The sequence below is a fragment of the Pseudomonas sp. MWU12-2319 genome (assembly GCF_023242525.1).
GTDB lineage: Bacteria > Pseudomonadota > Gammaproteobacteria > Pseudomonadales > Pseudomonadaceae > Aquipseudomonas > Aquipseudomonas gingeri_D.
Genome location: NZ_JALJES010000024.1, coordinates 11,894 through 33,296 on the forward strand (window position 1 = coordinate 11,894; position 21,403 = coordinate 33,296).

Annotated in this window: 21 protein-coding genes; 9 read left to right on the forward strand and 12 right to left on the reverse strand. The window is 60.7% G+C overall.

Going from position 1 to position 21,403, the window contains the following annotated elements:
* Nucleotides 1–24: 24 nt before the first annotated feature.
* Nucleotides 25–651, forward strand: a complete 627-nt coding sequence (locus tag M5C01_RS28650) for a class I SAM-dependent methyltransferase (protein ID WP_152741686.1) — start codon at nucleotides 25–27, stop codon at nucleotides 649–651.
* Nucleotides 652–863: 212 nt separating this feature from the next.
* Here the strand turns inward: M5C01_RS28650 and M5C01_RS28655 are convergent, their stop codons facing one another.
* The 10 genes from M5C01_RS28655 to M5C01_RS28700 form a co-directional block, all read right to left on the reverse strand.
* On the reverse strand, nucleotides 864–1,160 hold the full coding sequence (locus M5C01_RS28655) for a hypothetical protein (RefSeq protein WP_152741685.1): 297 nt from the start codon (nucleotides 1,158–1,160) through the stop codon (nucleotides 864–866).
* Between the two features lie 472 nt (nucleotides 1,161–1,632).
* On the reverse strand, nucleotides 1,633–1,938 hold the full coding sequence (locus M5C01_RS28660) for a hypothetical protein (protein WP_152741684.1): 306 nt from the start codon (nucleotides 1,936–1,938) through the stop codon (nucleotides 1,633–1,635).
* Between the two features lie 578 nt (nucleotides 1,939–2,516).
* Complete coding sequence (locus M5C01_RS28665; protein ID WP_017125347.1) at nucleotides 2,517–2,732, reverse strand: TOBE domain-containing protein; 216 nt, start codon at nucleotides 2,730–2,732, stop codon at nucleotides 2,517–2,519.
* A 41-nt stretch (nucleotides 2,733–2,773) separates the two neighbouring features.
* The gene (gene ssuB, locus M5C01_RS28670) at nucleotides 2,774–3,580 is read right to left on the reverse strand and encodes an aliphatic sulfonates ABC transporter ATP-binding protein (protein ID WP_100942595.1); all 807 of its coding nucleotides are present in this window, start codon (nucleotides 3,578–3,580) and stop codon (nucleotides 2,774–2,776) included.
* Nucleotides 3,577–4,368: an aliphatic sulfonate ABC transporter permease SsuC gene (gene ssuC, locus M5C01_RS28675; protein WP_152741683.1), complete on the reverse strand. Its 792-nt coding sequence runs from the start codon at nucleotides 4,366–4,368 to the stop codon at nucleotides 3,577–3,579. The genes ssuB and ssuC overlap by 4 nt, the downstream gene beginning before the upstream one ends.
* Nucleotides 4,369–4,376: 8 nt before the next feature.
* Nucleotides 4,377–5,525 (reverse strand): FMNH2-dependent alkanesulfonate monooxygenase, encoded by a 1,149-nt coding sequence (ssuD, locus tag M5C01_RS28680; RefSeq protein WP_152741682.1) that lies wholly within the window; start codon nucleotides 5,523–5,525, stop codon nucleotides 4,377–4,379.
* A gap of 25 nt (nucleotides 5,526–5,550) precedes the next feature.
* Nucleotides 5,551–6,516, reverse strand: a complete 966-nt coding sequence (locus tag M5C01_RS28685; RefSeq protein ID WP_152741681.1) for a sulfonate ABC transporter substrate-binding protein — start codon at nucleotides 6,514–6,516, stop codon at nucleotides 5,551–5,553.
* A gap of 93 nt (nucleotides 6,517–6,609) precedes the next feature.
* The gene (gene ssuE, locus M5C01_RS28690; protein WP_152741680.1) at nucleotides 6,610–7,203 is read right to left on the reverse strand and encodes an NADPH-dependent FMN reductase; all 594 of its coding nucleotides are present in this window, start codon (nucleotides 7,201–7,203) and stop codon (nucleotides 6,610–6,612) included.
* A gap of 211 nt (nucleotides 7,204–7,414) precedes the next feature.
* Nucleotides 7,415–8,053, reverse strand: a complete 639-nt coding sequence (locus M5C01_RS28695; RefSeq protein ID WP_103498913.1) for a peroxiredoxin — start codon at nucleotides 8,051–8,053, stop codon at nucleotides 7,415–7,417.
* 320 nt (nucleotides 8,054–8,373) lie between these two features.
* Nucleotides 8,374–9,801 carry an OprD family porin gene (locus M5C01_RS28700; protein WP_152741679.1) on the reverse strand — a complete coding sequence of 476 codons (1,428 nt, stop codon included), beginning with the start codon at nucleotides 9,799–9,801 and terminating at the stop codon, nucleotides 8,374–8,376.
* 705 nt (nucleotides 9,802–10,506) lie between these two features.
* On the opposite strand from M5C01_RS28700, the gene tauA reads away from it, so the two are divergent.
* From tauA to tauD, 4 genes are read left to right on the forward strand one after another with little or no spacing between them, the layout of a single operon-like run.
* A complete protein-coding gene (gene tauA / locus M5C01_RS28705; RefSeq protein WP_152741678.1) occupies nucleotides 10,507–11,484 on the forward strand; it encodes a taurine ABC transporter substrate-binding protein in 978 nt (325 codons plus the stop codon).
* A gap of 21 nt (nucleotides 11,485–11,505) precedes the next feature.
* Nucleotides 11,506–12,300 (forward strand): taurine ABC transporter ATP-binding subunit, encoded by a 795-nt coding sequence (tauB, locus tag M5C01_RS28710; protein WP_152741677.1) that lies wholly within the window; start codon nucleotides 11,506–11,508, stop codon nucleotides 12,298–12,300.
* A complete protein-coding gene (gene tauC, locus M5C01_RS28715) occupies nucleotides 12,297–13,127 on the forward strand; it encodes a taurine ABC transporter permease TauC (protein WP_152741676.1) in 831 nt (276 codons plus the stop codon). The genes tauB and tauC overlap by 4 nt, the downstream gene beginning before the upstream one ends.
* A gap of 57 nt (nucleotides 13,128–13,184) precedes the next feature.
* On the forward strand, nucleotides 13,185–14,018 hold the full coding sequence (tauD, locus tag M5C01_RS28720; RefSeq protein WP_152741675.1) for a taurine dioxygenase: 834 nt from the start codon (nucleotides 13,185–13,187) through the stop codon (nucleotides 14,016–14,018).
* 9 nt (nucleotides 14,019–14,027) lie between these two features.
* Here the strand turns inward: tauD and M5C01_RS28725 are convergent, their stop codons facing one another.
* Both M5C01_RS28725 and M5C01_RS28730 read right to left on the reverse strand, forming a co-directional pair.
* Complete coding sequence (locus M5C01_RS28725; protein WP_152741674.1) at nucleotides 14,028–14,666, reverse strand: TetR/AcrR family transcriptional regulator; 639 nt, start codon at nucleotides 14,664–14,666, stop codon at nucleotides 14,028–14,030.
* Between the two features lie 139 nt (nucleotides 14,667–14,805).
* Complete coding sequence (locus M5C01_RS28730; RefSeq protein ID WP_103495447.1) at nucleotides 14,806–16,182, reverse strand: glutamine synthetase family protein; 1,377 nt, start codon at nucleotides 16,180–16,182, stop codon at nucleotides 14,806–14,808.
* A gap of 278 nt (nucleotides 16,183–16,460) precedes the next feature.
* Here M5C01_RS28730 and M5C01_RS28735 point away from each other — a divergent pair, with 278 nt between their 5' ends.
* The 4 genes from M5C01_RS28735 to M5C01_RS28750 all read left to right on the forward strand — a co-directional run bounded on the left by M5C01_RS28735 (nucleotide 16,461) and on the right by M5C01_RS28750 (nucleotide 21,340).
* Nucleotides 16,461–17,237 carry a gamma-glutamyl-gamma-aminobutyrate hydrolase family protein gene (locus tag M5C01_RS28735; RefSeq protein ID WP_152741673.1) on the forward strand — a complete coding sequence of 259 codons (777 nt, stop codon included), beginning with the start codon at nucleotides 16,461–16,463 and terminating at the stop codon, nucleotides 17,235–17,237.
* Between the two features lie 39 nt (nucleotides 17,238–17,276).
* A complete protein-coding gene (locus M5C01_RS28740; protein WP_152741672.1) occupies nucleotides 17,277–18,635 on the forward strand; it encodes a glutamine synthetase family protein in 1,359 nt (452 codons plus the stop codon).
* 54 nt (nucleotides 18,636–18,689) lie between these two features.
* Nucleotides 18,690–20,054 (forward strand): aspartate aminotransferase family protein, encoded by a 1,365-nt coding sequence (locus M5C01_RS28745; RefSeq protein ID WP_103495444.1) that lies wholly within the window; start codon nucleotides 18,690–18,692, stop codon nucleotides 20,052–20,054.
* 176 nt (nucleotides 20,055–20,230) lie between these two features.
* On the forward strand, nucleotides 20,231–21,340 hold the full coding sequence (locus tag M5C01_RS28750; RefSeq protein ID WP_152741671.1) for a polyamine ABC transporter substrate-binding protein: 1,110 nt from the start codon (nucleotides 20,231–20,233) through the stop codon (nucleotides 21,338–21,340).
* The last annotated feature ends 63 nt before the right edge of the window (nucleotides 21,341–21,403 follow it).

Consider the following 21,403-nt stretch of genomic DNA (forward strand, 5'->3'; position numbering starts at 1 on the left):
ATCTCAGTCTTGCATGCCGCTGCCATGAAACTTGCTCCCGACGCTCTCGTTACCATCACCGCCACCACGCTCGGCCACTACAACCGCACGGCCGAAGGTTTTCGTGAAGGCACCCGCGATCACGATGTGAGCCAGAACATCGATGCGTTGTTGCGGCATATCCAGGGTGAGGAGCCGTTTACCGTGCTGGATTTCGGTTGCGGACCGGGTCGTGATCTCAAGACCTTCACCCGCATGGGCCATATCGCGGTCGGTCTCGACGGCTCCGAACGTTTTGCGCAGATGGCTCGCGAGGACAGTGGTTGCGAGGTGCTGCAGCAGAACTTCCTCGAACTCGAGTTGCCGTCTGGGCGCTTCGACGGAATCTTCGCCAATGCCGTGTTGTTCCATATTCCGCGCCAGGAATTGCCGCGAGTGCTGGGGCAATTGCACGGTGCCTTGAAACCCGATGGCGTGTTGTTCAGTTCCAATCCGCGTGGGGAAAACCAGGAGGGTTGGAATGGCGAGCGTTATGGCTCGTACCACGACCTGGAGGCCTGGCGGGAGTTGCTGACGGCGGCGGGTTTTGTCGAGCTGGAACACTATTACCGCCCCACCGGACTGCCGCGAGAGCAACAGCCATGGTTGGCGAGCGTCTGGCGCAAGGTCTGACGCCAGATACCGCCCCCTGTAGGCGCCGGCTTGCTGGCGATGGCGTCTGCATAGGCGGCGCAAGGCTCCGGGGCCTCTTCGCGGGCAAGCCCTGCTCCTACAGTTTTGTGCCCTACACAAAATCGGTGAACGACGGAAGACTGTAGGAGCAGGGCTTGCCCGCGAAGCTTTTGGCGGCCCTCAGGCCTCCAGAAAGGGACCTGTACAGCGCCTCAGTGTTGTTGTGCGAGCAAGTCATCCACCTGGCTCTGCGCCAGCTCGATCAGATGCACCGAGGCCATCGCCAGTTGGCGAGGCGTGCCGCTCAGATGATCGGCGGACTCATACGCCGTCGCGGCGGCCGAACGCAGGATCGAATCGAGATTGTTCAGGGTGTCTTCGGTGTTCGGGAGGGGCGATTTGCGCACAGGCTGATCTGGCAATCCATAGTGAGCGAAGGCACGTTCGGCGGCCTCGGCATCTACAAAAGATGCATTCTGTACGGGCGGATCAGGAACGATTGTTTTCATGGCAACTCCTTGATTGATGGAGCCGACACTGATCGCTACCAAACGATATGGGTGGCGGCTATACGCAGGTTGGTAGACCGGGAATCAAGGAACCCAGCGCACTCGAAAGTGCCCTGCGCAGAGCCGCCATAGACGAAAACCGCGGGCAATAAAAAACGCCAACAGAGAATCGACTTGGTGGCGCTATGCGCCTTGATTGACCTCGGGCTACCAAACCCGATCACTGTGTTTTTGCAGTGACAGGTCCAAGCCTAGGTCCCGAGAATCGCAGGCGCAAGCCGAAAGGATTTTCTAGGAAAGTTCACGCAAGGGAAAGGGAATAGTCCTCGGTCTGTGCCCAGAACACCTCCCTGTAGGAGCATGGCTTGCCAGCGAAGGGGCCGGTGAGACCGCCAAAAGCTTTGCGGGCAAGCCCTGCTCCTACAAGGTTACGCAGTGTTTTCAATACCCCACAAAGAGCATGACTGGCGCTTCAGTGCTGTTGCGCGAGCAAGTCATCCACCTGGCTCTGCGCCAGCTCGATCAGATGCACCGAGGCCATCGCCAGTTGGCGAGGTGTGCCGCTCAGATGATCGGCGGATTCATACGCCGTCGCGGCCGCTGAACGCAGGATCGAGTCGAGGTTGTTCAGGGTGTCTTCGGGGTTCGGAAGGGGCGATTTGCGCACTGGATGACGTGGCAATTCATAGTGAGCGAAAGCGCGTTCGGCCGCCGCCGTGAAAGCCGGATCGTTCTTTTCCAGCGATTGAACAGGCGGGTTGGGCGTGACTTTGAACATGGTGATTCTCCTGACATATTGAGAACCCATCACTTTCGTGGCCAAACGAAAGGTGGCGGGCGGTACGCAGGTTGGCCAACCGGGATGTCAGGCACCCGGCGCACCCGAAGGTGCCCCGCGCACAGCCCACCATAAAGCGACAGACACAAAAAAGCGCCTGAGACCGTAGTGGCGCTGGTGCGCCTGACATTGGGCGGGTGACCAAACCCGATCACTGTGTTTTGCAGTGACAGGTCCAAGCCTAGGTCCCGAGAATCGCAGGCGCAAGCCGAAAGGATTTTCTAGGAAAGTTCATTCAAGGGAAAGGGAATAGTCCTCGGACGGTGCGTGGAACACCCTCTTTGTGGCGAGCGGGCAAGTGTGTATTCAGCCGTCGCGGTATGTTGACATCAATCTCGTCTGTGGCACCCTTGGCGGACCACTCAACCCCGTACGCAGCGATTCAGTTCACTGGCCGTTGGGGTAAAAAAAAACCGGCCCTGCGCCGGTTTTTTCGATCAAGGGACGGCATCTGTCCCTCTCGCCAAAAAAGAAAATCCCGAAGGGCCAAGCCCTTCGGGGCTATAGGTATCCATCGCTTACAGCTTGGCGATGGACACCTCGGTGGATTTCACAAACGCGATCACTTCACTGCCGATCTGCAGTTCCAGCTCTTTCACCGAACGGGTGGTGATCACCGAGGTGACGATCCCCGAAGCGGTCTGTACGTCGATTTCCGAGAGCACGTCGCCGGTGACGATTTCCTTGATGGTGCCCTTGAACTGGTTGCGAACGTTGATGGCTTTGATGGTCATGGCATTGATTCCTGTCGTGGATTGAGTAGGCAAGGCATGGGTTACAGCGCCCAACGCAACTGCGTGGGCAAGGGCGATACAGGTTCCGGCTCGGGCGGTACGCCCGGCAGCGACAACACCCGGTTCAACACTTCGGTCTCCAGCGCCGCCAGGCGATGGGAGCCACGCGCCCGTGGACGCGGCAGTTCGACGTGCAAGTCCAGGCCGACCTGGCCGTCTTCGATCAGGATCACCCGATCGGCGATGGCCACGGCTTCACTGACGTCGTGGGTCACCAGCAACACGGTAAAACCATGCTGCTGCCAGAGACGTTCGATCAACTGCTGCATTTCGATCCGGGTCAGGGCATCCAGGGCCCCCAGCGGCTCGTCCAGCAACAGCAGGCGCGGTTTGTGGATCAGGGCGCGGGCCAGGGCCACGCGTTGCTTCTGGCCACCGGACAGGGCCGCCGGCCATTCATGGGCGCGGTCCGCCAGGCCGACCGCTTCCAGCGCTTCCAGCGCCTGCGGTCGCCAGTTGCCCTTGAGACCCAGGCCGACGTTGTCGATCACCTTTTTCCAGGGCAGCAAACGCGCTTCCTGGAACATCAGCCGGGTGTCTTCGCGGGCCTCGCTCAGCGCGGCGGAACCGGCCAGCAATTCACCACCGCTAGGTTGGTCGAGACCGGCCAGCAGGCGCAGCAGGGTGCTTTTACCGCACCCGCTACGGCCGACCACCGCGACGAATTGCCCGGCCGGGATATGCAGGTCGATCTCCCGCAGCACCTGGCGTTGGCCGAAAGTCTTTTGCAGGTTGCGCACCGCCAGCGGAATACCCCGCAGCAGGCGTGGAGGTTGTTGAGCCGTCATTGCACACCGCCCTTGCTCACTTGATAGGCCGGATGCCAGCGCAGCCAGACCCGCTCCAGGCCGCGGGCCGCGAGGTCCGCCAGTTTGCCGAGGACGGCGTAGAGAACGATGGCCAGCACCACCACGTCGGTCTGCAGGAACTCCCGGGCATTCATCGCCAGGTAGCCGATGCCGGAACTGGCGGAAATGGTTTCCGCGACGATCAGCGTCAGCCACATGAATCCGAGGGCAAAGCGCACCCCCACCAGGATCGAGGGCAGGGCGCCTGGCAGGATCACCTGGCGAAACAGGCTGAAACCGGACAGGCCGTAGCTGCGAGCCATTTCCACCAGCGCCGGGTCGACGTTGCGGATGCCGTGATAAGTGTTGAGGTAGATCGGGAACAGGGTGCCCAGGGCCACCAGGAAAATCTTCGCCGACTCGTCGATGCCGAACCACAGGATCACCAGCGGGATCAGCGCCAGGTGTGGCACGTTGCGGATCATCTGCACCGAGCTGTCGAGCAGGCGTTCACCCCATTTCGACAGGCCGGTGATAAAGCCTAGGGCCAGGCCGATGCCGCCGCCGATGGCAAAGCCGATACCGGCGCGCCAGCCACTGATGGCCAGGTGTTTCCAGAGATCGCCGCTCTTCACCAGGGCGATGCCGGCTTCGACCACGGCGCTCGGCGCGGGCAGGATCCGGGTCGACAGCCAACCGGCCGACACCGACAGTTGCCACACCGCCAGCAACAGCACCGGCAGGGCCCAGGGCGCGAGTTTGTGGGTAAGTCTGCTCAAGGTCGTCATGGCCGGCCTCAGCTCTGGGACAAGGCTTTGGGCAGGATGTCGTTGGCGACCATCTCACCAAAGGGGCTGACGTAACCGGCGCTTTTCGGCAGTTCCGGACGTTCGATATCCAGGTGCGGGAACAGCAGTTCGGCGACTCGGTATGACTCTTCCAGGTGGGGGTAACCGGAGAAGATAAAGGTGTCGATACCCAGATCGGCGTATTCCTTGACCCGCGCGGCCACGGTCGGGCCGTCGCCCACTAGCGCCGTGCCGGCACCGCCGCGGACCAGGCCGACGCCGGCCCAGAGGTTGGGGCTGACTTCCAGGTTGTCGCGGCTGCCGCCGTGCAGGGCGGCCATGCGTTGCTGGCCGACGGAGTCGAAACGCGCCAGGGATTTCTGCGCGCGGGCGATGGTCTCGTCGTCCAGATGGGAGATGAGTTTGTCCGCCGCTTGCCAGGCTTCGGCATTGGTTTCACGGACAATCACATGCAGGCGAATGCCGAAGCGCACGGTGCGCCCGAGCTTGGCGGCCTTGGCCCGCACCTGCTCGATTTTCTCGGCAACGGCGGCAGGCGGTTCGCCCCAGGTCAGGACCATTTCCACCTGTTCGGCGGCGAGGTCCTGGGCGGCTTCCGACGAGCCGCCGAAGTACAGCGGCGGACGCGGTTGCTGGATCGGCGGATAGAGCAGCTTGGCGCCTTTGACGCTGATGTGCTGGCCGTCATAGTCGACGGTTTCGCCTTCCAGCACACGACGCCAGATACGGGTGAATTCCACCGAGGCCTGGTAGCGCTCTTCGTGGCTGAGGAACAGGCCGTCGCCGGCCAGTTCGTCCGGGTCGCCGCCGGTCACCAGGTTGAACAGCGCCCGCCCGCCGGACAGCCGGTCGAGGGTTGCGGCCTGGCGCGCCGCCACTGTCGGGGAGATGATTCCGGGGCGCAGGGCGACCAGGAATTTCAGGCGCTGGGTCACCGGGATCAACGAAGCGGCCACCAGCCAGGAGTCCTCGCAGGAACGTCCGGTGGGGATCAGCACGCCACCGAAACCGAGACGGTCGGCAGCCTGGGCCACCTGCTGCAGGTAACCGTGGTCAACGGCGCGAGCGCCTTCGGCGGTGCCAAGGTAATGGCCGTCGCCGTGGGTAGGCAGGAACCAGAAAATATTGAGGCTCATGGAGTGGTCTCCTAAGGAATACGGTTCAAAGTGCTTTGGCAACGGCCGCCGGCGGGGTCCAGATCACGTCCTTGATGCTCAGCGGTTTGGGAATCAATTTGAGCTGGTAGAAGCTGTCGGCGATTTTCTGTTGCGCCGCGATCACTTCCGGGGTGAGGAACTGCGCGCCATAGCCCTGGCGGTTCACCGAGATCCGGGTGATGTCGGCGGGCAAGCCGAGCAGCGGTGCCACCTGGGTGGTGACTTCCTCGGGATTGGCCTTGGACCAGTCGCCTACTGCGCGGACTTCTTCCACCAGGGCCTTGATCACCTCGGGATGTTTTTCGGCATAGGGGCGGGTTGCGAGGTAGAACTGGTTGTTGTCCACCAGGCCGGTACCGTCACGCAGGGTGCGGGCCTTGAGCTGTTGCTCGGCGGCGGCCTGGTAGGGGTCCCAGATGACCCAGGCGTCGACGCTGCCACGCTCGAAGGCGGCGCGGGCATCGGCCGGCGCGAGGAATACGGTCTGGATATCGCTGTATTTCAGGCCGGCGTCTTCGAGGGCGCGGACCAGCAGGTAATGGACGTTGGAGCCTTTGTTGAGGACGACCTTCTTGCCCTTGAGCTCTTGCACCGATTTGATCGGCGAGTCCTTGGGCACCAGGATTGCTTCACTGGTGGGCGCCGGTGGTTCGGAAGCGACGTAGAGCAGGTCGGCACCGGCGGCCTGGGCGAAGACCGGCGGTGTTTCGCCGGTCACGCCGAAGTCGATGGAACCGACGTTCAGTCCTTCGAGCAGTTGCGGGCCGCCGGGGAACTCGGTCCATTGCACTTGCACGCCCTGGGCCGCGAGGCGTTTTTCCAGGGTGCCCTTGGCCTTGAGCAGCACCAGGGTGCCGTATTTCTGATAACCGATCCGAAGTGTCTCGGCTTGAGCTTGAGTAATGGCGCCGAAGGTGACAGCCGCAGCAAACAGAGCGACCAGACCGCGACGCAAAATGACAGTGCGCATGGCGCTCTCCTTTTTGCGGTGAGGGTTTTGGCTGCACCTGCTGGCCCGTTGGCGGGCGAGTAAGGCCAGTACATCGATGTCGGGTAAAGCGGCTCAGATGCTCCAGCGAGCCGTGAGCAGGCGGTCGTTGAGCAGTGTCGGGTCCAGGGGCTTGGGACGTCGTGCCAGGGCGCAGTGGAACTGTTCCAGGGCCTCATTCAGGCGTTGTTCCAGGGCCGGGGCCAGCTGCGCCTGGGCGCTGCCTTCGCCATAGGCGATCTGGTTGTCTTCGGCGAAGATGCCGTGGAGCATTTCCTGGGCCTTGAGCGCCGACAGCACCGGCTTGAGGGCGTAATCCACCGCGAGCATATGGGCGATGCTGCCGCCGGTGGCCATGGGCAGCACCACCTTGTGGCTCAGGGCACGTTCGGGCAGCAGGTCGAGCACGGTTTTCAGGGCGCCGGAGAATGAGGCCTTGTACACCGGCGTGGCGATGACCAGGCCGTCGGCCTGGTCGATCTGTTGCAGCAGGTCGATGATCTGCGGGCTGCCGAAGCGTGCGTGCAGCAGGTCTTCGGCCGGGAAGTCGCGGACCTGGTAACTCACCACTTCCACGCCTTGTTCGATCAACCAGCGCCTGGCCTGGTCCAGCAGTACCCCGGAGCGTGATCGCTGGCTGGGGCTTCCTCCAAGTGTGACGACCAGCATGTGGCTAATTCCTTAAGCGTTTGTCGGCGATTCGCGGGCTGCGATCTCACCGTGATGGACAGACCATATCAGCTGATTTATATATCTATAAATCTTATTTTTTCATTTGTTTATTCTTTAAATGAATATGCGGATGGCTTTCTTCCAGGCAAAAAAACAGGCCGTCGAAACGGCCTGAAACCCCTGCATCGTGAGTCGGTAAAAATCGGTTTCAGCGGTTGGGCTGTGGTGTCAGGCGCAGGTACGGCTTCACCGCGCGGTAGCCTTTGGGGAAGCGTTTCTTGATTTCGTCTTCGTCCTTGAGCGATGGCACGATCACCACCTCGTCACCGTCCTGCCAGTTGGCCGGGGTGGCCACCTTGTAGTTATCGGTGAGCTGCAAGGAGTCGATCACCCGCAGGATCTCGTGGAAATTGCGCCCGGTGCTGGCCGGGTAGGTGATGGTCAGCCGCACCTTCTTGTTCGGATCGATCACGAACAGCGAGCGTACGGTGAGGGTGTCGTTGGCATTCGGGTGGATCAGGTCGTAGAGATCGGACACCTTGCGGTCGGCATCGGCCAGGATCGGGAAGTTGACCACGGTGTGCTGGGTCTCGTTGATGTCCTCGATCCACTTGTGATGCGAGTCCACCGGGTCCACCGACAGGGCGATGGCCTTGACGCCGCGCCGGGCGAATTCGTCCTTGAGCTTGGCGGTAAAGCCAAGTTCGGTGGTGCACACCGGGGTGAAGTCCGCCGGGTGGGAGAACAGCACGCCCCAGCTGTCGCCGAGCCACTCGTGGAAACGAATCGTGCCGGCGCTGGAATCCTGTTCGAAGTCGGGGGCGATATCGCCGAGTCTTAGGCTCATGGTGCTGCTCCTGGTGAGTGCGTGATGAGCCTACTGTGCCTGCTGCAGGGTTTATTTAAAAAGAATAAATATCGATTTATCTAGATCGAAATTGAATATTAAAAACTTCTTCATTGGACGCCGGACGGGCGCAGGAGCAACCTTGTCCACAGCTTGTGAGAGGGCTAAGGGGATGTAACTCAGTGGGGTGCCGGGCGCCGTGATGTCGAAGGTTGGCGTTCGAGTCGAAGCTGAGAGGTAGTGTTAAGCGGTACGTGAAGCACTCAGCCCGGCATTGCGCCGGGCTGAGTGTGGATCTCGACTTTAAACGATCACGCTTCTTACAGCAGCGGGATTGTGTAGCTGACGATCAGACGGTTTTCGTCTTGTTCGCGCTGGCCGACGATATCGTTACGCCACATAGCATTTTTCCAGGCCACACCGACGTTTTTGAAGGTGCCTTCCGGTACCACGTAAGCGACGGTGATGTCGCGTTCCCACTCGGAACGGCCAGTGCCCAGGGCGGGTGCTGCTTGGGCGGTATATTCTTTGGCCGCGGTGTCTACGTTATTGCCGCGCAGGTAGATAACACCTGCGGTCAGGCCGGGCACGCCGACCTGAGCGAAGTCATAGGCGTAGCGAGCTTGCCAGGTACGCTCGCCGGCGTGGGCGAACTTCTGGATCTGCATATCGGTGATGGTGCTGTTGGACGAGCCGTCACCCTGGTTCAACCATGGGAAGTCGCTTTCGCCGTTGCTGTACTGATAGCCAGCACCGAAGGTGTGACCGGCAACCGAGTACAGGGCCAAGTAGCTGTACAGGTTGTTGTCGACCTTGCCCTTGCCCTGAGTGGCCAGGGTGGAGTTGTCAGGGTAGTAGCCGGTGGTGAAGTAACCGCTGGTATTGCCGTTGGCACCATTGTCGCGGCTACGGTAGTAACGCAGGTCGCTTTTCAGCACGCCTGGACCGATCGCCCAGTTGTGCACCAGACCCAGGAAGTTCTGCGAGTAGAAATCTTTCAGCTCGCCGAAGTAGTACGAAGCGACCAAGTCCTTGGTGACCTTGTAGTCGGCGCCAGCGTACTGGAACTTGTTGCTGAACCGGCCTGTAGTACCCTGAGAGTAGTTCGAGCTGCCGTTTGCGCCATTGATCGACAAATCTTCGTCGTTGCTCGAGTTACGGCCCTTGGCCTTCTCGACCTGGCCGAGGGTCAGGGTCAGGTCCTTGATCTCGTTCGAAGTGATCTGGCCGCCGGTGAAGGTTTGTGGCAGCAGGCGACCGTCGTTGTACTTGATCACCGGGTTGTTCGGCATCAAGGTACCGATCTTCAGTTCTGTCTGCGAAACACGGACTTTGCCGGTCAGGCCCAGGCTGCTGAAATCATTGACCGCCTTGGCGTTCTTGCCACCAGTGGCTTCAGTCGGGAATACCGTACCACCAGCGCTGGTTGGGGTTGCGCCGTTGGAGCCACCACCGCTGTCCAGTTTGATAGCGGTCAGGGCGATTACATCCAGGCCGAAACCTACGGTGCCTTGGGTGTAGCCGGAGTTGAAGCGCAGATCGAAGCCTTGGCCCCATTCCGAGTTCAGGCTCTGGCCCGCTTTGGCGGCGTCACGGTCACGGTTATCGGTGTTGATGTAGTAGTTACGCAGACCCAGGGTCGACGTAGCGCCTTCGATAAAACCTTTGGCATCCGCTTGCCCATCGGCATATGCGTGTTGCGCCAAAACGCCTACGGCCACTGCTAGGGCCAAGGTGGACTTCTTCATGGTACAGCTCCTCTCATTTCTAATTTTTGTGTGTCCTGGCCGGGGATCTAGCGTCCCTTTGTAGCCACAGATGCGCGATTAGCACCAGATCGTGACTGGTAAGTCAATCGTAACAAACCATGTCTAGACTTTGGTCTAACTCGCTGTGAATTTGGTCCCTGCAGGGTAATGAAACTTTTCATAAACCCAAAAAGAACTATTTCGTCCTTTTTAATACGATTCAGGAATAAATCGCCTGGGAATTCACCCTGGTCTGAAGCTTTTGTCGGCCTCCAGACTTATTTCTGAAAAGTATTTGTAGCAGCTTTTTTCGAGCAATCCGTATTTGAGAGCCGTTCTCATAGACAGGAAAGTTCACAAAAGCGACGCAATCATGGCTAAACGCTGCCACTCCCGTCAATTTATTACAGCATTTGGCTGATTAAGCCGGACCGCTGACATGTTGCTGTGCCAAGAACCATAGAAGAAAAAACGCGGAACGTGCCTTCATTCGTCGGGTTTAGTTATTTTGCGGATTTTCCGCTGAGCGTCTGATGGTACGGCGTCCCGCAGACACGAGCTGGCGCTGCAAGCGCTGGCCGCCGGCTGTCGCATGTCATATTTTGACTCATAAGCTAATGCAAATAAGTTATTTATTTTAAGATTCTTAGATCATTTAGTCTCTCTACATGCCGATTCCCGGTCGCCTGTCGAGGAACTTGTCCCATGAAACTCCCTGCTCCGCTCCGCCTTCTGGCGGCCTTGTCCCTGGCCGGGGCCAGTTGGTTTGCCCAGGCTGCCGATGTGACCGTGGCCTACCAGACCACCGTCGATCCGGCGAAAGTCGCCCAGGCCGACGGCGCTTATGAAAAAGCCACACAGGCGAAGATCGACTGGCGCAAGTTCGATAACGGCGCCGATATCATTGCCGCCATCGCTTCGGGTGATGTGCAGATCGGTTACCTCGGTTCCAGCCCGCTGACGGCGGCCATCACCCGCAAGGTGCCGGTGGAAACCTTCCTGATCGCCACCCAGATCGGCGGTGCCGAAGCCCTGGTGGCCCGTGACGGCTCCGGGATCAAATCGCCCCAGGACCTGATCGGCAAGAAAGTCGCCGTGCCTTTTGTCTCCACCGGGCACTACAGCCTGCTGGCCGCCCTGAAGCACTGGAATATCGATCCTTCGAAAGTACAGATTCTCAACCTCGCGCCGCCGGCCATTATTGCCGCCTGGAAACGCGGTGATATCGACGCCACCTACGTCTGGGACCCGGCCCTGGGCGTGGCCAAGGAAAACGGCAAGGTGCTGATCACGTCCGGCGAGCTGGCCAAGTTCGGTGCGCCGACCTTCGATGCCTGGATCGTGCGCAAGGACTTCGCCGAGAAGCACCCGGAAATCGTCAAGGCCTTCGCCAAGGTCACCCTGGATGCCTACGCCCAGTACCGCAAGGACCCGCAAGCCTGGCTGGCGACCCAGGGCAATGTCGACAAGCTGGTGAAGCTCTCTGGCGCCAAGGCGTCTGATATTCCCCTGCTGCTGCAAGGCAACGTCTATCCGCTGGCGGCTGACCAGGTCACCGTTCTCGGCAAGCCGACCGCCCAGGCCATCACCGACACCGCCGCGTTCCTGAAAGAGCAGGGCAAGGTCGATGCCGTGCTGCCGGACTACGCCCCTTATGTCAGCGCCAAGTTCATCACCAACTGATTCAGCCGAGGAGCCGCCGTCATGGCCTTGTTACAGCTGGAGCGCATCAGCGCACAGTACCCCGGCGCGGCCGAGCCGGTGCTGGCGGACATCTCCCTCAGCCTCGGCCCCCGGCAACTGCTGGTGGCCCTCGGGCCTTCGGGGAGTGGCAAGACCTCGCTGTTGAACCTGATCGCCGGCTTCGTCGAGCCGAGCGCCGGGCGCATCACCCTCGACGGCGTGCCCGTCAAAGGCCCGAGTGCCGAGCGTGGCGTGGTGTTCCAGGATGACGCGCTATTGCCCTGGCAGGATGTACTGGCCAATGTCGGCTTCGGTCTGGAGCTGGCGGGTGTGCCCCGGCCGCAACGTGAAAGCCGCGCCCGGGAGATGCTCGCCCTGGTGGACCTGGCCGGTTTCGACAAGCGTCGGATCTGGCAATTGTCCGGTGGTCAGAAACAGCGTGTCGGCCTGGCCCGTGCCCTGGCGGCGGACCCTCGGGTGTTGCTGATGGACGAGCCCTTCGGCGCCCTCGATGCCTTTACCCGCGAACAGATGCAGGAGCTGTTGCTGCAAGTCTGGCGCCGCACCGCCAAGCCGGTGTTCCTGATTACCCACGATATAGAAGAGGCGGTTTTTCTCGCCACTGACCTGATTCTGCTGGCGCCGAATCCGGGGCAGATCGTCGAACGCCTGAGCCTGGATTTCGGCCAGCGCTACAGCGCCGGTGAATCGGCCCGGGCGATCAAGTCCGACCCGCGTTTTATCGAAACCCGCGAGCACGTGCTGGCTCGTGTGTTCTCCCAACGCAGCGCCGCCCAGCGGCAGGAGTTCGTATGAGCAGCTATGAATTGCCGGTGACGCTGGCGGGCAAACCGAAAGTCATACCGGTTCGCCGCAGCCTGAGTACGCGCTGGATCAGTGTGCTGACCCTGTTGACCTTGGTCCTGCTCTGGTGGGCGGTGACCGCTGCGGGCCTTATCGAACCATTGTTTCTACCGCCACCTGGAGCGGTGCTGGAAAAAGGCTGGTTGCTGGCAACCAAGGGCTACATGGACTCGACCCTCTGGCAGCACCTGGGCGCGAGTCTTGGGCGTATCGGCCTGGGCCTCGGCTTTGCGGTGCTGACCGCGATTCCCGTGGGTATCGCCATCGGCCACAACCGCATCGCCCGGGGTATTTTCGACCCGCTGATCGAGTTCTACCGGCCCATTCCACCGCTGGCCTATCTGCCCCTGATCGTGATCTGGTGCGGGATCGGTGAGCTGTCGAAAGTGCTGCTGATCTACCTGGCGATTTTCGCCCCGATCGCCATCTCCACGGCCACCGGCGTGCGCACTGTCGATCCGGCCAAGCTGCGGGCCGCGCAATCCCTGGGGGCCACCCGTGCCCAGCTGATTCGCCATGTGATCCTGCCCAGCGCCTTGCCGGACATTCTCACCGGTGTGCGTATCGGCCTCGGTGTCGGTTGGTCGACCCTGGTGGCCGCCGAACTGATCGCCGCCACCAGTGGCCTGGGCTTTATGGTGCAGTCGGCGGCACAGTTCCTGGTGACCGATGTGGTGGTGCTGGGGATCCTGGTGATCGCCTTTATCGCCTTTGCCATGGAGATGGGCCTGCGCGCCCTGCAGCGCAAGCTGGTGCCGTGGCACGGCCAGGCTCACTGACAGACCGCAAGGTATTGACCACGCCGACAGCCCGGCGCGTATTTGAAGAGATCGATCATGAGCCTGACCATTACTCCCCTGAGCGCCGCCCTGGGCGCGCAGATCGACGGCGTTACCTTGAACCGGCCGTTGACCGTCGAACATCGCGACGCCATCCAGCAGGCACTGCTCAAGTATCAGGTGCTGTTCTTCCGTAACCAGCCGTTGAACCCGGTGCAGCAGGCGACCTTTGCGGCGTATTTCGGCGACCTGCATATTCATCCGATCTACCCGAACGTGCCGGAGCAGCCCGAAGTGCTGATCCTCGACACGGCGGTGACTGACGTGCGCGACAACGCGGTCTGGCACACCGACGTGACCTTCCTGCCGACCCCGGCGTTGGGCGCGGTGCTCAGCGCCAAGCAGCTGCCAGCGTTTGGTGGCGACACCCTGTGGGCCAGTGGCATCGCGGCGTTTGAAGCCTTGTCGGCGCCGTTGCGGCAGTTGCTGGACGGGCTGACGGCGACGCACAACTTCATCAAGTCGTTTCCTGTCGAGCGTTTCGGCAATACGCCCGAGGACCTGGCGCGCTGGGAGGAGACCCGCAGGAAGAACCCGCCGCTGTCGCATCCGGTAATCCGCACGCACCCGGTGAGCGGACGCAAGGCGTTGTTCGTCAACGAGGGTTTCACCACCCGGATCAACGAGCTGGAGGAGGCCGAGAGCGACGCGATTCTCAAGTTGCTGTTCGCCCATGCGACGCGTCCGGAGTTCACCATTCGCTGGCGCTGGCAGGAGAATGACGTGGCATTCTGGGACAACCGCGTGACCCAGCATTACGCGGTAGACGATTACCGGCCGAACCGCCGGGTGATGCACCGGGCGACCATTCTCGGTGATGCGCCGTTCTGACCCTGTGGCTCAGAGCGGGTGTTCGCGCCTCGGCAGATACGGCGGCAAATACAGCCCCAGGTACGCATCGAACACCCGCATCCCTTCTTCGGCCATGCGCGGCGTGATCTGGTCGTGCAACTGCACCGAGCGCGCATAGACCCGATCCCCCAGCTCCATCGCCAGGGCGAACACATCGACTTCCTTGGGCAGTGTCGGCAATTCGAAATGCCGGATAAACAGCTTGTGCATCAGGTCGCCGAGTTCGATGTCGTGCTGGCGGTCAGCCTGGGTCACTTCGGTCAGGCCGTGCTGCGCAAGGATCAACTGACGCGCCGCGGCATCCTCCTCGTAGATATTCAGCATCCGCTGCTCCACCAGCCGTGACAGGTCGCGCCAGCTGGTGAGGGCCTGGTGGTCGATGGGCGCCTGCAGGGTGGCGCGGAACGCCGCGTGGACATCGTTGGTCAGGGCTTCGAGCAGGGCCGGGACGCTGGCGAAGAAGTGATAGACCGAGGACGGCGGGATCTCGGCCCGTTCCGCCACGCTGTAGATCGACAGACTGGCCACGCCTTCGGCGGCAAGCAAGGTGCGCGCGGCGTCGAGGATCGAGTCGATCCGGGCCTGGCTGCGTGCGCGGGGTTTGCGAGCGGTGGCGGGGCGGGTCATGGGGTTCTCCGGCAAGGGCAGCGGGCATTGTACGCGAGGACGCTGGTGTGGTGTCTGTGAGTCCGCATCGCTGGCAGGCGGGCATAAAAAAACGCCGCAGGCCCAAGGCCGGCGGCGTTCTTTTTATTGCTTCAAGCGCTTACACGGTATGCAGGTACCAGTTGTACTCGAGGTCGGAGATGGAGTGTTCGAACTCCTCCAGCTCGCTCTCTTTACAGGCGACGAAGATATCGATGTATTTCGGATCGATATATTTGGCCATGATCTCGCTGTCATCCAACTCACGCAGGGCATCACGCAGGTTGTTCGGCAGGCTCTGCTCGTTCTGCTCGTAGCTGTTGCCTTCCACCGGAGCGCCCGGCTCGATCTTGTTGGTCAGGCCGTGGTGCACGCCTGCCAGGACCGAAGCCATCAGCAGATACGGGTTGGCATCGGCACCGGCGACGCGGTGTTCGATACGTACCGCGTCGGACGAGCCGGTCGGTACGCGAATCGCCACCGTCCGGTTGTCCAGGCCCCAGCACGGCGAGTTCGGCACGTAGAACTGTGCGCCGAAACGACGGTAGGAGTTGACGTTCGGGCAGAGGAAGGCCATCTGTGCCGGTAGGGTCTCGAGCACACCGCCGATCGCGTGACGCAGCGCGGCGTTCTGCTCGGGATCCTCACTGGCAAAGATGTTCTTGCCTTCCTTGTCGAGAATCGAGATATGGACGTGCAGTCCGTTGCCCGCCTGGCCCGGGTAAGGCTTGGCCATGAAGGTGGTGTCCATCTCATGGTCGTAGGCGATGTTCTTGATCAGGCGCTTGAGCAATACCGCGTAGTCGCAGGCCTTGATCGGATCGGCCACGTGGTGCAGGTTCACTTCGAACTGCGCCGGGGCACTTTCCTTGACGATGGCGTCGGCCGGGATGCCTTGCTCTTTCGCACCTTCCAGGATGTCCTGGAGGCAGTCGACGTATTCGTCGAGGTCGTCGATCAGGTAGACCTGTGTCGAGTGCGGGCGTTTGCCGGAGATCGGCGAGCGGGGCGGTTGTGGGCGACCGTTCACGTTCTCCTGGTCGATCAGGTAGAACTCCAGCTCGAACGCGGCGCAGATGGTCAGGCCGAGTTCGTCGAACTTGCTCACGACTTGCCGCAGGACTTCGCGAGGGTCGGCGAAGAAAGGTTCACCTTCGAGTTCGTGCATGGTCATCAGCAGCTGCGCGGTCGGGCGCTTTTGCCAAGGTTCATTGCACAGGGTGTCGGGGATCGGATAACAGATTCGGTCAGCATCACCGATATCCAGACCCAGGCCGGTGCTTTCCACCGTCGAGCCGTTGATATCCAGGGCAAATAGAGAGGCAGGCAGGTTGATGCCTTTCTCGTAAACCTTGTGGAGGCTGGTGCGTTCGATGCGCTTGCCGCGCACCACACCATTCATATCCGCAATTAGAAGGTCTACGTACAGAACCTCAGGATGATCCTTAAGGAACGCGTTCGCTTCGTTAAGCTGAACGGCACGCGGGGGTACCGACATGATGCAACACCTTTGTTGTTAAAAATATCAATCATTGATCTTTTCTGGTTTCAGTCAACCCGAACGGCATGCCGAAGTCAAGCGAGGCCTTTTTTGCCCTGAAAAAGCGCTCAGGGGGCTTTTTTGCGGCCTTTTGGGGCAATTTTTTGCACCGGACGCTCTCCGGCACCGCGGGCTTGAGCGGGCCGTGTTGTATTTTTTACGGGGGTGTTGTGTAAAAAAATGAACAAGGCTAAGCTCGATTGAAACCCATAACAGCAATAATACCGGGGTGCTACATGTCTCGCCTGCCGTTGATCGGCGTTACCGCATGCTCCAAACAGATCGGTTTGCATGCTTATCACATCAGTGGCGACAAGTATGTCCGTGCTGTCGCCGTCGCAGCCAAAGGGCTGCCGCTGATTCTTCCGGCCCTGGCCGAGCTGTTCGAGCCGTCCGATATTCTCGACGGCCTGGATGGAATCCTGTTTACCGGCTCTCCGTCCAACGTCGAACCGCATTTGTACGGCGGTCCGGCCAGCGCGCCGGGCACTGCTCATGATTCTGCACGCGACCGCACCACCCTCCCGTTGATCCGTGCCGCCGTCGCCGCGGGCATTCCGGTGCTCGGTATTTGCCGGGGCTTCCAGGAAATGAACGTGGCCTTCGGCGGCAGCCTGCATCAAAAGGTTCATGAGGTTGGAACCTTCATGGATCATCGTGAAGACGAGTCCCAGCCACTGGACGTACAGTACGGTCCGGCCCATGCCATGCAGGTTCAACCCGGCGGCGTACTGGCGGGGCTCGGGCTGCCGACGCCATTCCAGGTCAACTCGATTCACAGCCAGGGCGTGGACCGCCTGGCACCGGGGTTGCGCGTCGAAGCCACGGCGCCGGACGGCCTGATCGAGGCGGTCTCGGTGGTCGAAGGCAAGGCTTTTGCTTTAGGGGTGCAATGGCACCCGGAATGGCAGGTCACGAGCAACCCGGTCTACCTGGCGATCTTCCAGGCTTTCGGCGATGCCTGTCGAAAGCGGGTTTTACAGCGCGAAGTCGATACGTCCAGGAACGCCTGACCGATAATAGACGTCAGGAACCCCAACCCAGAGGCACTTATGAGTAACAACCTCGACCAGCTCACCGATTGGTTGAAAGACCACAAGATCACAGAAGTCGAATGCATGATTGCCGACCTCACCGGCATCACCCGGGGCAAGATCTCGCCGACCAACAAGTTCATCGCCGAAAAAGGCATGCGTCTGCCTGAGAGTGTGCTGTTGCAGACGGTGACCGGCGACTACGTCGATGACGACATCTATTACGAACTGCTCGACCCGGCCGACATCGACATGATCTGCCGCCCCGACAGCAATGCGGTGTATGTGGTGCCCTGGGCCATTGAGCCCACCGCCCAGGTGATCCACGACACCTACGACAAGCAGGGCAACCCCATCGAGCTGTCGCCGCGCAACGTGCTCAAGAAGGTCCTGGCACTCTATGCCGAAAAGGGCTGGCAGCCGATCGTGGCGCCGGAAATGGAGTTCTACCTGACCAAGCGCAGCGACGACCCGGACTATCCGTTGCAGCCGCCGGTCGGCCGTTCCGGCCGCCCGGAAACCGGTCGCCAGTCCTTCTCCATTGAAGCGGCCAACGAATTCGACCCGTTGTTCGAAGACGTCTACGACTGGTGCGAACTGCAGGAGCTGGACCTCGATACGCTGATCCACGAGGACGGCACGGCGCAGATGGAGATCAACTTCCGGCATGGCGACGCGTTGTCCCTGGCGGACCAGATCCTGGTGTTCAAGCGCACCATGCGCGAAGCGGCGCTCAAGCACGACGTGGCGGCGACCTTCATGGCCAAACCCATGACCGGCGAGCCGGGCAGTGCCATGCACCTGCACCAGAGCATCATCGACATCGCCACCGGCAAGAACGTCTTCTCCAATGAAGACGGGAGCATGAGCGAGCTGTTCCTGCATCACATCGGCGGCCTGCAGAAGCTGATTCCCGAGCTGTTGCCGCTGTTCGCGCCGAACGTCAACTCGTTCCGCCGCTTCCTGCCGGACACCTCGGCCCCGGTGAACGTCGAATGGGGCGAAGAGAACCGCACCGTCGGCCTGCGGGTCCCGGATGCCGGCCCGCAGAACCGCCGTGTGGAAAACCGCCTGCCGGGCGCCGACGCCAACCCTTACCTGGCGATTGCGGCAAGCCTGCTGTGTGGCTACATCGGTATGGTCGAAGGCCTCAACCCGAGCGCGCCGGTGGTCGGTCGTGGTTATGAACGCCGCAACCTGCGCCTGCCGCTGACCATCGAAGACGCCCTGGAGCGGATGGAAAACAGCAAGACCATCGAGAAATACCTGGGCAAGAAATTCATCACAGGCTACGTCGCGGTCAAGCGGGCCGAGCATGAAAACTTCAAGCGCGTCATCAGTTCGTGGGAGCGGGAATTCCTGCTCTTCGCCGTCTGATGCGCCGGGCGCGGTAGATAAAGACCGCGCCCTTACTGGAACTAGGAGATCCGTATGACCAGCAACAACCCGCAAACCCGTGAGTGGCAAGCCCTCAGCAGTGATCACCACCTGGCCCCTTTCAGCGACTTCAAGCAGCTGAAAGAGAAAGGCCCGCGTATCATCACCCACGCCAAGGGCGTCTACCTCTGGGACAGCGAGGGCCACCAGATCCTCGACGGCATGGCCGGCCTCTGGTGCGTGGCCATCGGCTACGGTCGCGATGAGCTGGCCGACGCCGCCAGCAAACAGATGCGCGAGCTGCCTTATTACAACCTGTTCTTCCAGACCGCCCACCCACCGGTGCTGGAACTGGCCAAGGCCATTTCCGAGATCGCGCCGGAAGGCATGAACCACGTGTTCTTCACCGGTTCCGGCTCCGAAGGCAACGACACCATGCTGCGCATGGTCCGCCACTACTGGGCGATCAAGGGCCAGCCGAACAAGAAGGTCATCATCAGCCGCAAGAACGGTTATCACGGTTCCACCGTGGCCGGTGCGAGCCTGGGCGGCATGACCTATATGCACGAGCAGGGCGACTTGCCGATCCCGGGCATCGTCCATATCCCGCAGCCTTACTGGTTCGCCGAAGGCGGCGACATGAGCCCTGAAGAGTTCGGGGTCTGGGCCGCGAATCAACTGGAAGAGAAGATCCTCGAGCTGGGCGTGGATAATGTCGGCGCCTTTATCGCCGAGCCGATCCAGGGCGCGGGCGGTGTGATCGTGCCGCCGGACAGCTACTGGCCGCGCATCAAGGAAATCCTCGCCAAGTACGACATCCTCTTCGTCGCCGACGAAGTGATCTGTGGTTTCGGTCGCACCGGTGAGTGGTTCGGCAGCGATTTCTACGGCCTCAAGCCCGACATGATGACCATCGCCAAGGGCCTGACCTCCGGCTATATCCCCATGGGTGGCCTGATCGTGCGGGACGAAGTGGTCGCAGTGCTCAACGAAGGCGGCGATTTCAACCACGGTTTCACCTATTCCGGCCATCCGGTGGCCGCGGCCGTTGCCCTGGAAAACATCCGTATCCTGCGCGAAGAAAAAATTATCGAGCGCGTCCAGAGTGAAACGGCACCCTATTTGCAGAAACGTCTGCGGGAACTGAACGATCATCCGTTGGTGGGTGAAGTTCGCGGTGTGGGCCTGTTGGGCGCCATCGAACTGGTCAAGGACAAGGCCACCCGTGCGCGGTATGAAGGTAAGGGCGTCGGCATGATCTGCCGGCAGTTCTGCTTCGATAATGGACTGATCATGCGTGCCGTTGGCGACACCATGATCATTGCGCCGCCACTGGTGATCAGCAAAACCGAGATCGACGAGTTGGTGGCCAAGGCACGCAAGTGCCTGGATCTGACCCTGAGTGCGTTGCAGGGCTAAGTGCTAGGCTCTGAGCCGGAAGTACGGTGTAGGTGCTTTCGCTCAGAGCAATCAGAAAGGGTGGTCTTTCCTTGAAAGGCTACCTTGGATCTTGCCAGACTACCCCCACTGTTTCGAGTTGCCCGGGAATCGGCCGCCGAACAGCGGGTTAAAAAGAATAAATTGGAGCATGACGCATGAAGGCATTAGGTAAGAACGTAGCCGGCAAGACTCTCCTCGCCCTGTCCCTGGCAGGTGCATTGGCCGGTGCCGCTCACGCGGACGACAAGGTGCTGCACGTTTACAACTGGTCCGACTACATCGCGCCGGACACCGTTGCCAACTTTGAAAAAGAGTCTGGCATCAAGGTGGTTTACGACGTCTTCGACAGTAACGAAACCCTGGAAGCCAAGTTGCTGGCCGGTAAGTCCGGTTACGATATTGTTGTGCCATCCAACAACTTCCTGGCCAAGCAGATCAAGGCCGGTGTCTACCAGGAACTGGACAAGTCGAAACTGTCCAACTACGGCAACCTGAACCAGTCGCTGCTCAAGGCTGTCTCGGTCAGCGACCCGGGCAACAAGCACGCCTTCCCGTACATGTGGGGTTCGATCGGCATCGGCTACAACCCGGAGAAGGTCAAGGCCGCGCTGGGCGTGGACAAGATCGATTCCTGGGACGCGGTGCTCAAGCCCGAGAACCTCGCCAAGCTCAAGAGCTGCGGCGTGAGCTTCCTCGATTCGCCGACCGAAATGCTGCCGGTGGCCCTGCACTACCTGGGTCTGCCGACCGACACCCAGAAGAAGGAAGATCTGAAGAAAGCCGAAGACCTGTTCCTCAAACTGCGTCCTTCGATTTCCTACTTCCACTCGTCCAAGTACATCTCTGACCTGGCCAACGGCAACATCTGTGTCGCCATCGGTTACTCGGGTGATGTCCAGCAGGCCAAGTCCCGTGCCGCCGAAGCCGGTGACAAGGTCAAAGTCGCCTACAGCATTCCTAAAGAAGGGGCTGGCAGCTTCTACGACATGGTGTCTATCCCTAAAGATGCGGAAAACACCGAAGCGGCCTACAAGTTCATGAACTACCTGCTCAAGCCGGAAGTCATGGCGGCGATCACCGACAGCGTGCGTTTCCCTAACGGTAACGACAAGGCGACCGCACTGGTTGACAAGAGCATCACCAGCGACCCGGGCATCTACCCGCCAGCGGATGTGCAGGCCAAGCTGTATGCCATCGCCGACTTGCCGGCGGCGACCCAGCGCGAAATGACCCGCAGCTGGACCAAGATCAAATCGGGTAAATAAGCCGATTTGAGACAACCTGCGGGAGTTGCGCAGCCTTTGGCAGCTCCCGCGGATTTCCAGAGG

Bases quoted from the DNA above. Each gene is read 5' to 3' on its own strand.
- M5C01_RS28730 (WP_103495447.1), bottom strand. From the start codon at position 16,182: ATGTCGGTACCCCCGCGTGCCGTTCAGCTTAACGAAGCGAACGCGTTC.
- M5C01_RS28725 (WP_152741674.1), bottom strand. From the start codon at position 14,666: ATGACCCGCCCCGCCACCGCTCGCAAACCCCGCGCACGCAGCCAGGCC.
- ssuB (WP_100942595.1), bottom strand. From the start codon at position 3,580: ATGACGGCTCAACAACCTCCACGCCTGCTGCGGGGTATTCCGCTGGCG.
- tauB (WP_152741677.1), top strand. From the start codon at position 11,506: ATGGCCTTGTTACAGCTGGAGCGCATCAGCGCACAGTACCCCGGCGCG.
- M5C01_RS28665 (WP_017125347.1), bottom strand. From the start codon at position 2,732: ATGACCATCAAAGCCATCAACGTTCGCAACCAGTTCAAGGGCACCATC.
- ssuC (WP_152741683.1), bottom strand. From the start codon at position 4,368: ATGACGACCTTGAGCAGACTTACCCACAAACTCGCGCCCTGGGCCCTG.
- ssuE (WP_152741680.1), bottom strand. From the start codon at position 7,203: ATGCTGGTCGTCACACTTGGAGGAAGCCCCAGCCAGCGATCACGCTCC.
- ssuD (WP_152741682.1), bottom strand. From the start codon at position 5,525: ATGAGCCTCAATATTTTCTGGTTCCTGCCTACCCACGGCGACGGCCAT.
- M5C01_RS28745 (WP_103495444.1), top strand. From the start codon at position 18,690: ATGACCAGCAACAACCCGCAAACCCGTGAGTGGCAAGCCCTCAGCAGT.
- M5C01_RS28685 (WP_152741681.1), bottom strand. From the start codon at position 6,516: ATGCGCACTGTCATTTTGCGTCGCGGTCTGGTCGCTCTGTTTGCTGCG.
- tauC (WP_152741676.1), top strand. From the start codon at position 12,297: ATGAGCAGCTATGAATTGCCGGTGACGCTGGCGGGCAAACCGAAAGTC.
- M5C01_RS28695 (WP_103498913.1), bottom strand. From the start codon at position 8,053: ATGAGCCTAAGACTCGGCGATATCGCCCCCGACTTCGAACAGGATTCC.
- tauA (WP_152741678.1), top strand. From the start codon at position 10,507: ATGAAACTCCCTGCTCCGCTCCGCCTTCTGGCGGCCTTGTCCCTGGCC.
- M5C01_RS28655 (WP_152741685.1), bottom strand. From the start codon at position 1,160: ATGAAAACAATCGTTCCTGATCCGCCCGTACAGAATGCATCTTTTGTA.
- M5C01_RS28660 (WP_152741684.1), bottom strand. From the start codon at position 1,938: ATGTTCAAAGTCACGCCCAACCCGCCTGTTCAATCGCTGGAAAAGAAC.
- M5C01_RS28650 (WP_152741686.1), top strand. From the start codon at position 25: ATGAAACTTGCTCCCGACGCTCTCGTTACCATCACCGCCACCACGCTC.
- tauD (WP_152741675.1), top strand. From the start codon at position 13,185: ATGAGCCTGACCATTACTCCCCTGAGCGCCGCCCTGGGCGCGCAGATC.
- M5C01_RS28700 (WP_152741679.1), bottom strand. From the start codon at position 9,801: ATGAAGAAGTCCACCTTGGCCCTAGCAGTGGCCGTAGGCGTTTTGGCG.
- M5C01_RS28735 (WP_152741673.1), top strand. From the start codon at position 16,461: ATGTCTCGCCTGCCGTTGATCGGCGTTACCGCATGCTCCAAACAGATC.
- M5C01_RS28740 (WP_152741672.1), top strand. From the start codon at position 17,277: ATGAGTAACAACCTCGACCAGCTCACCGATTGGTTGAAAGACCACAAG.
- M5C01_RS28750 (WP_152741671.1), top strand. From the start codon at position 20,231: ATGAAGGCATTAGGTAAGAACGTAGCCGGCAAGACTCTCCTCGCCCTG.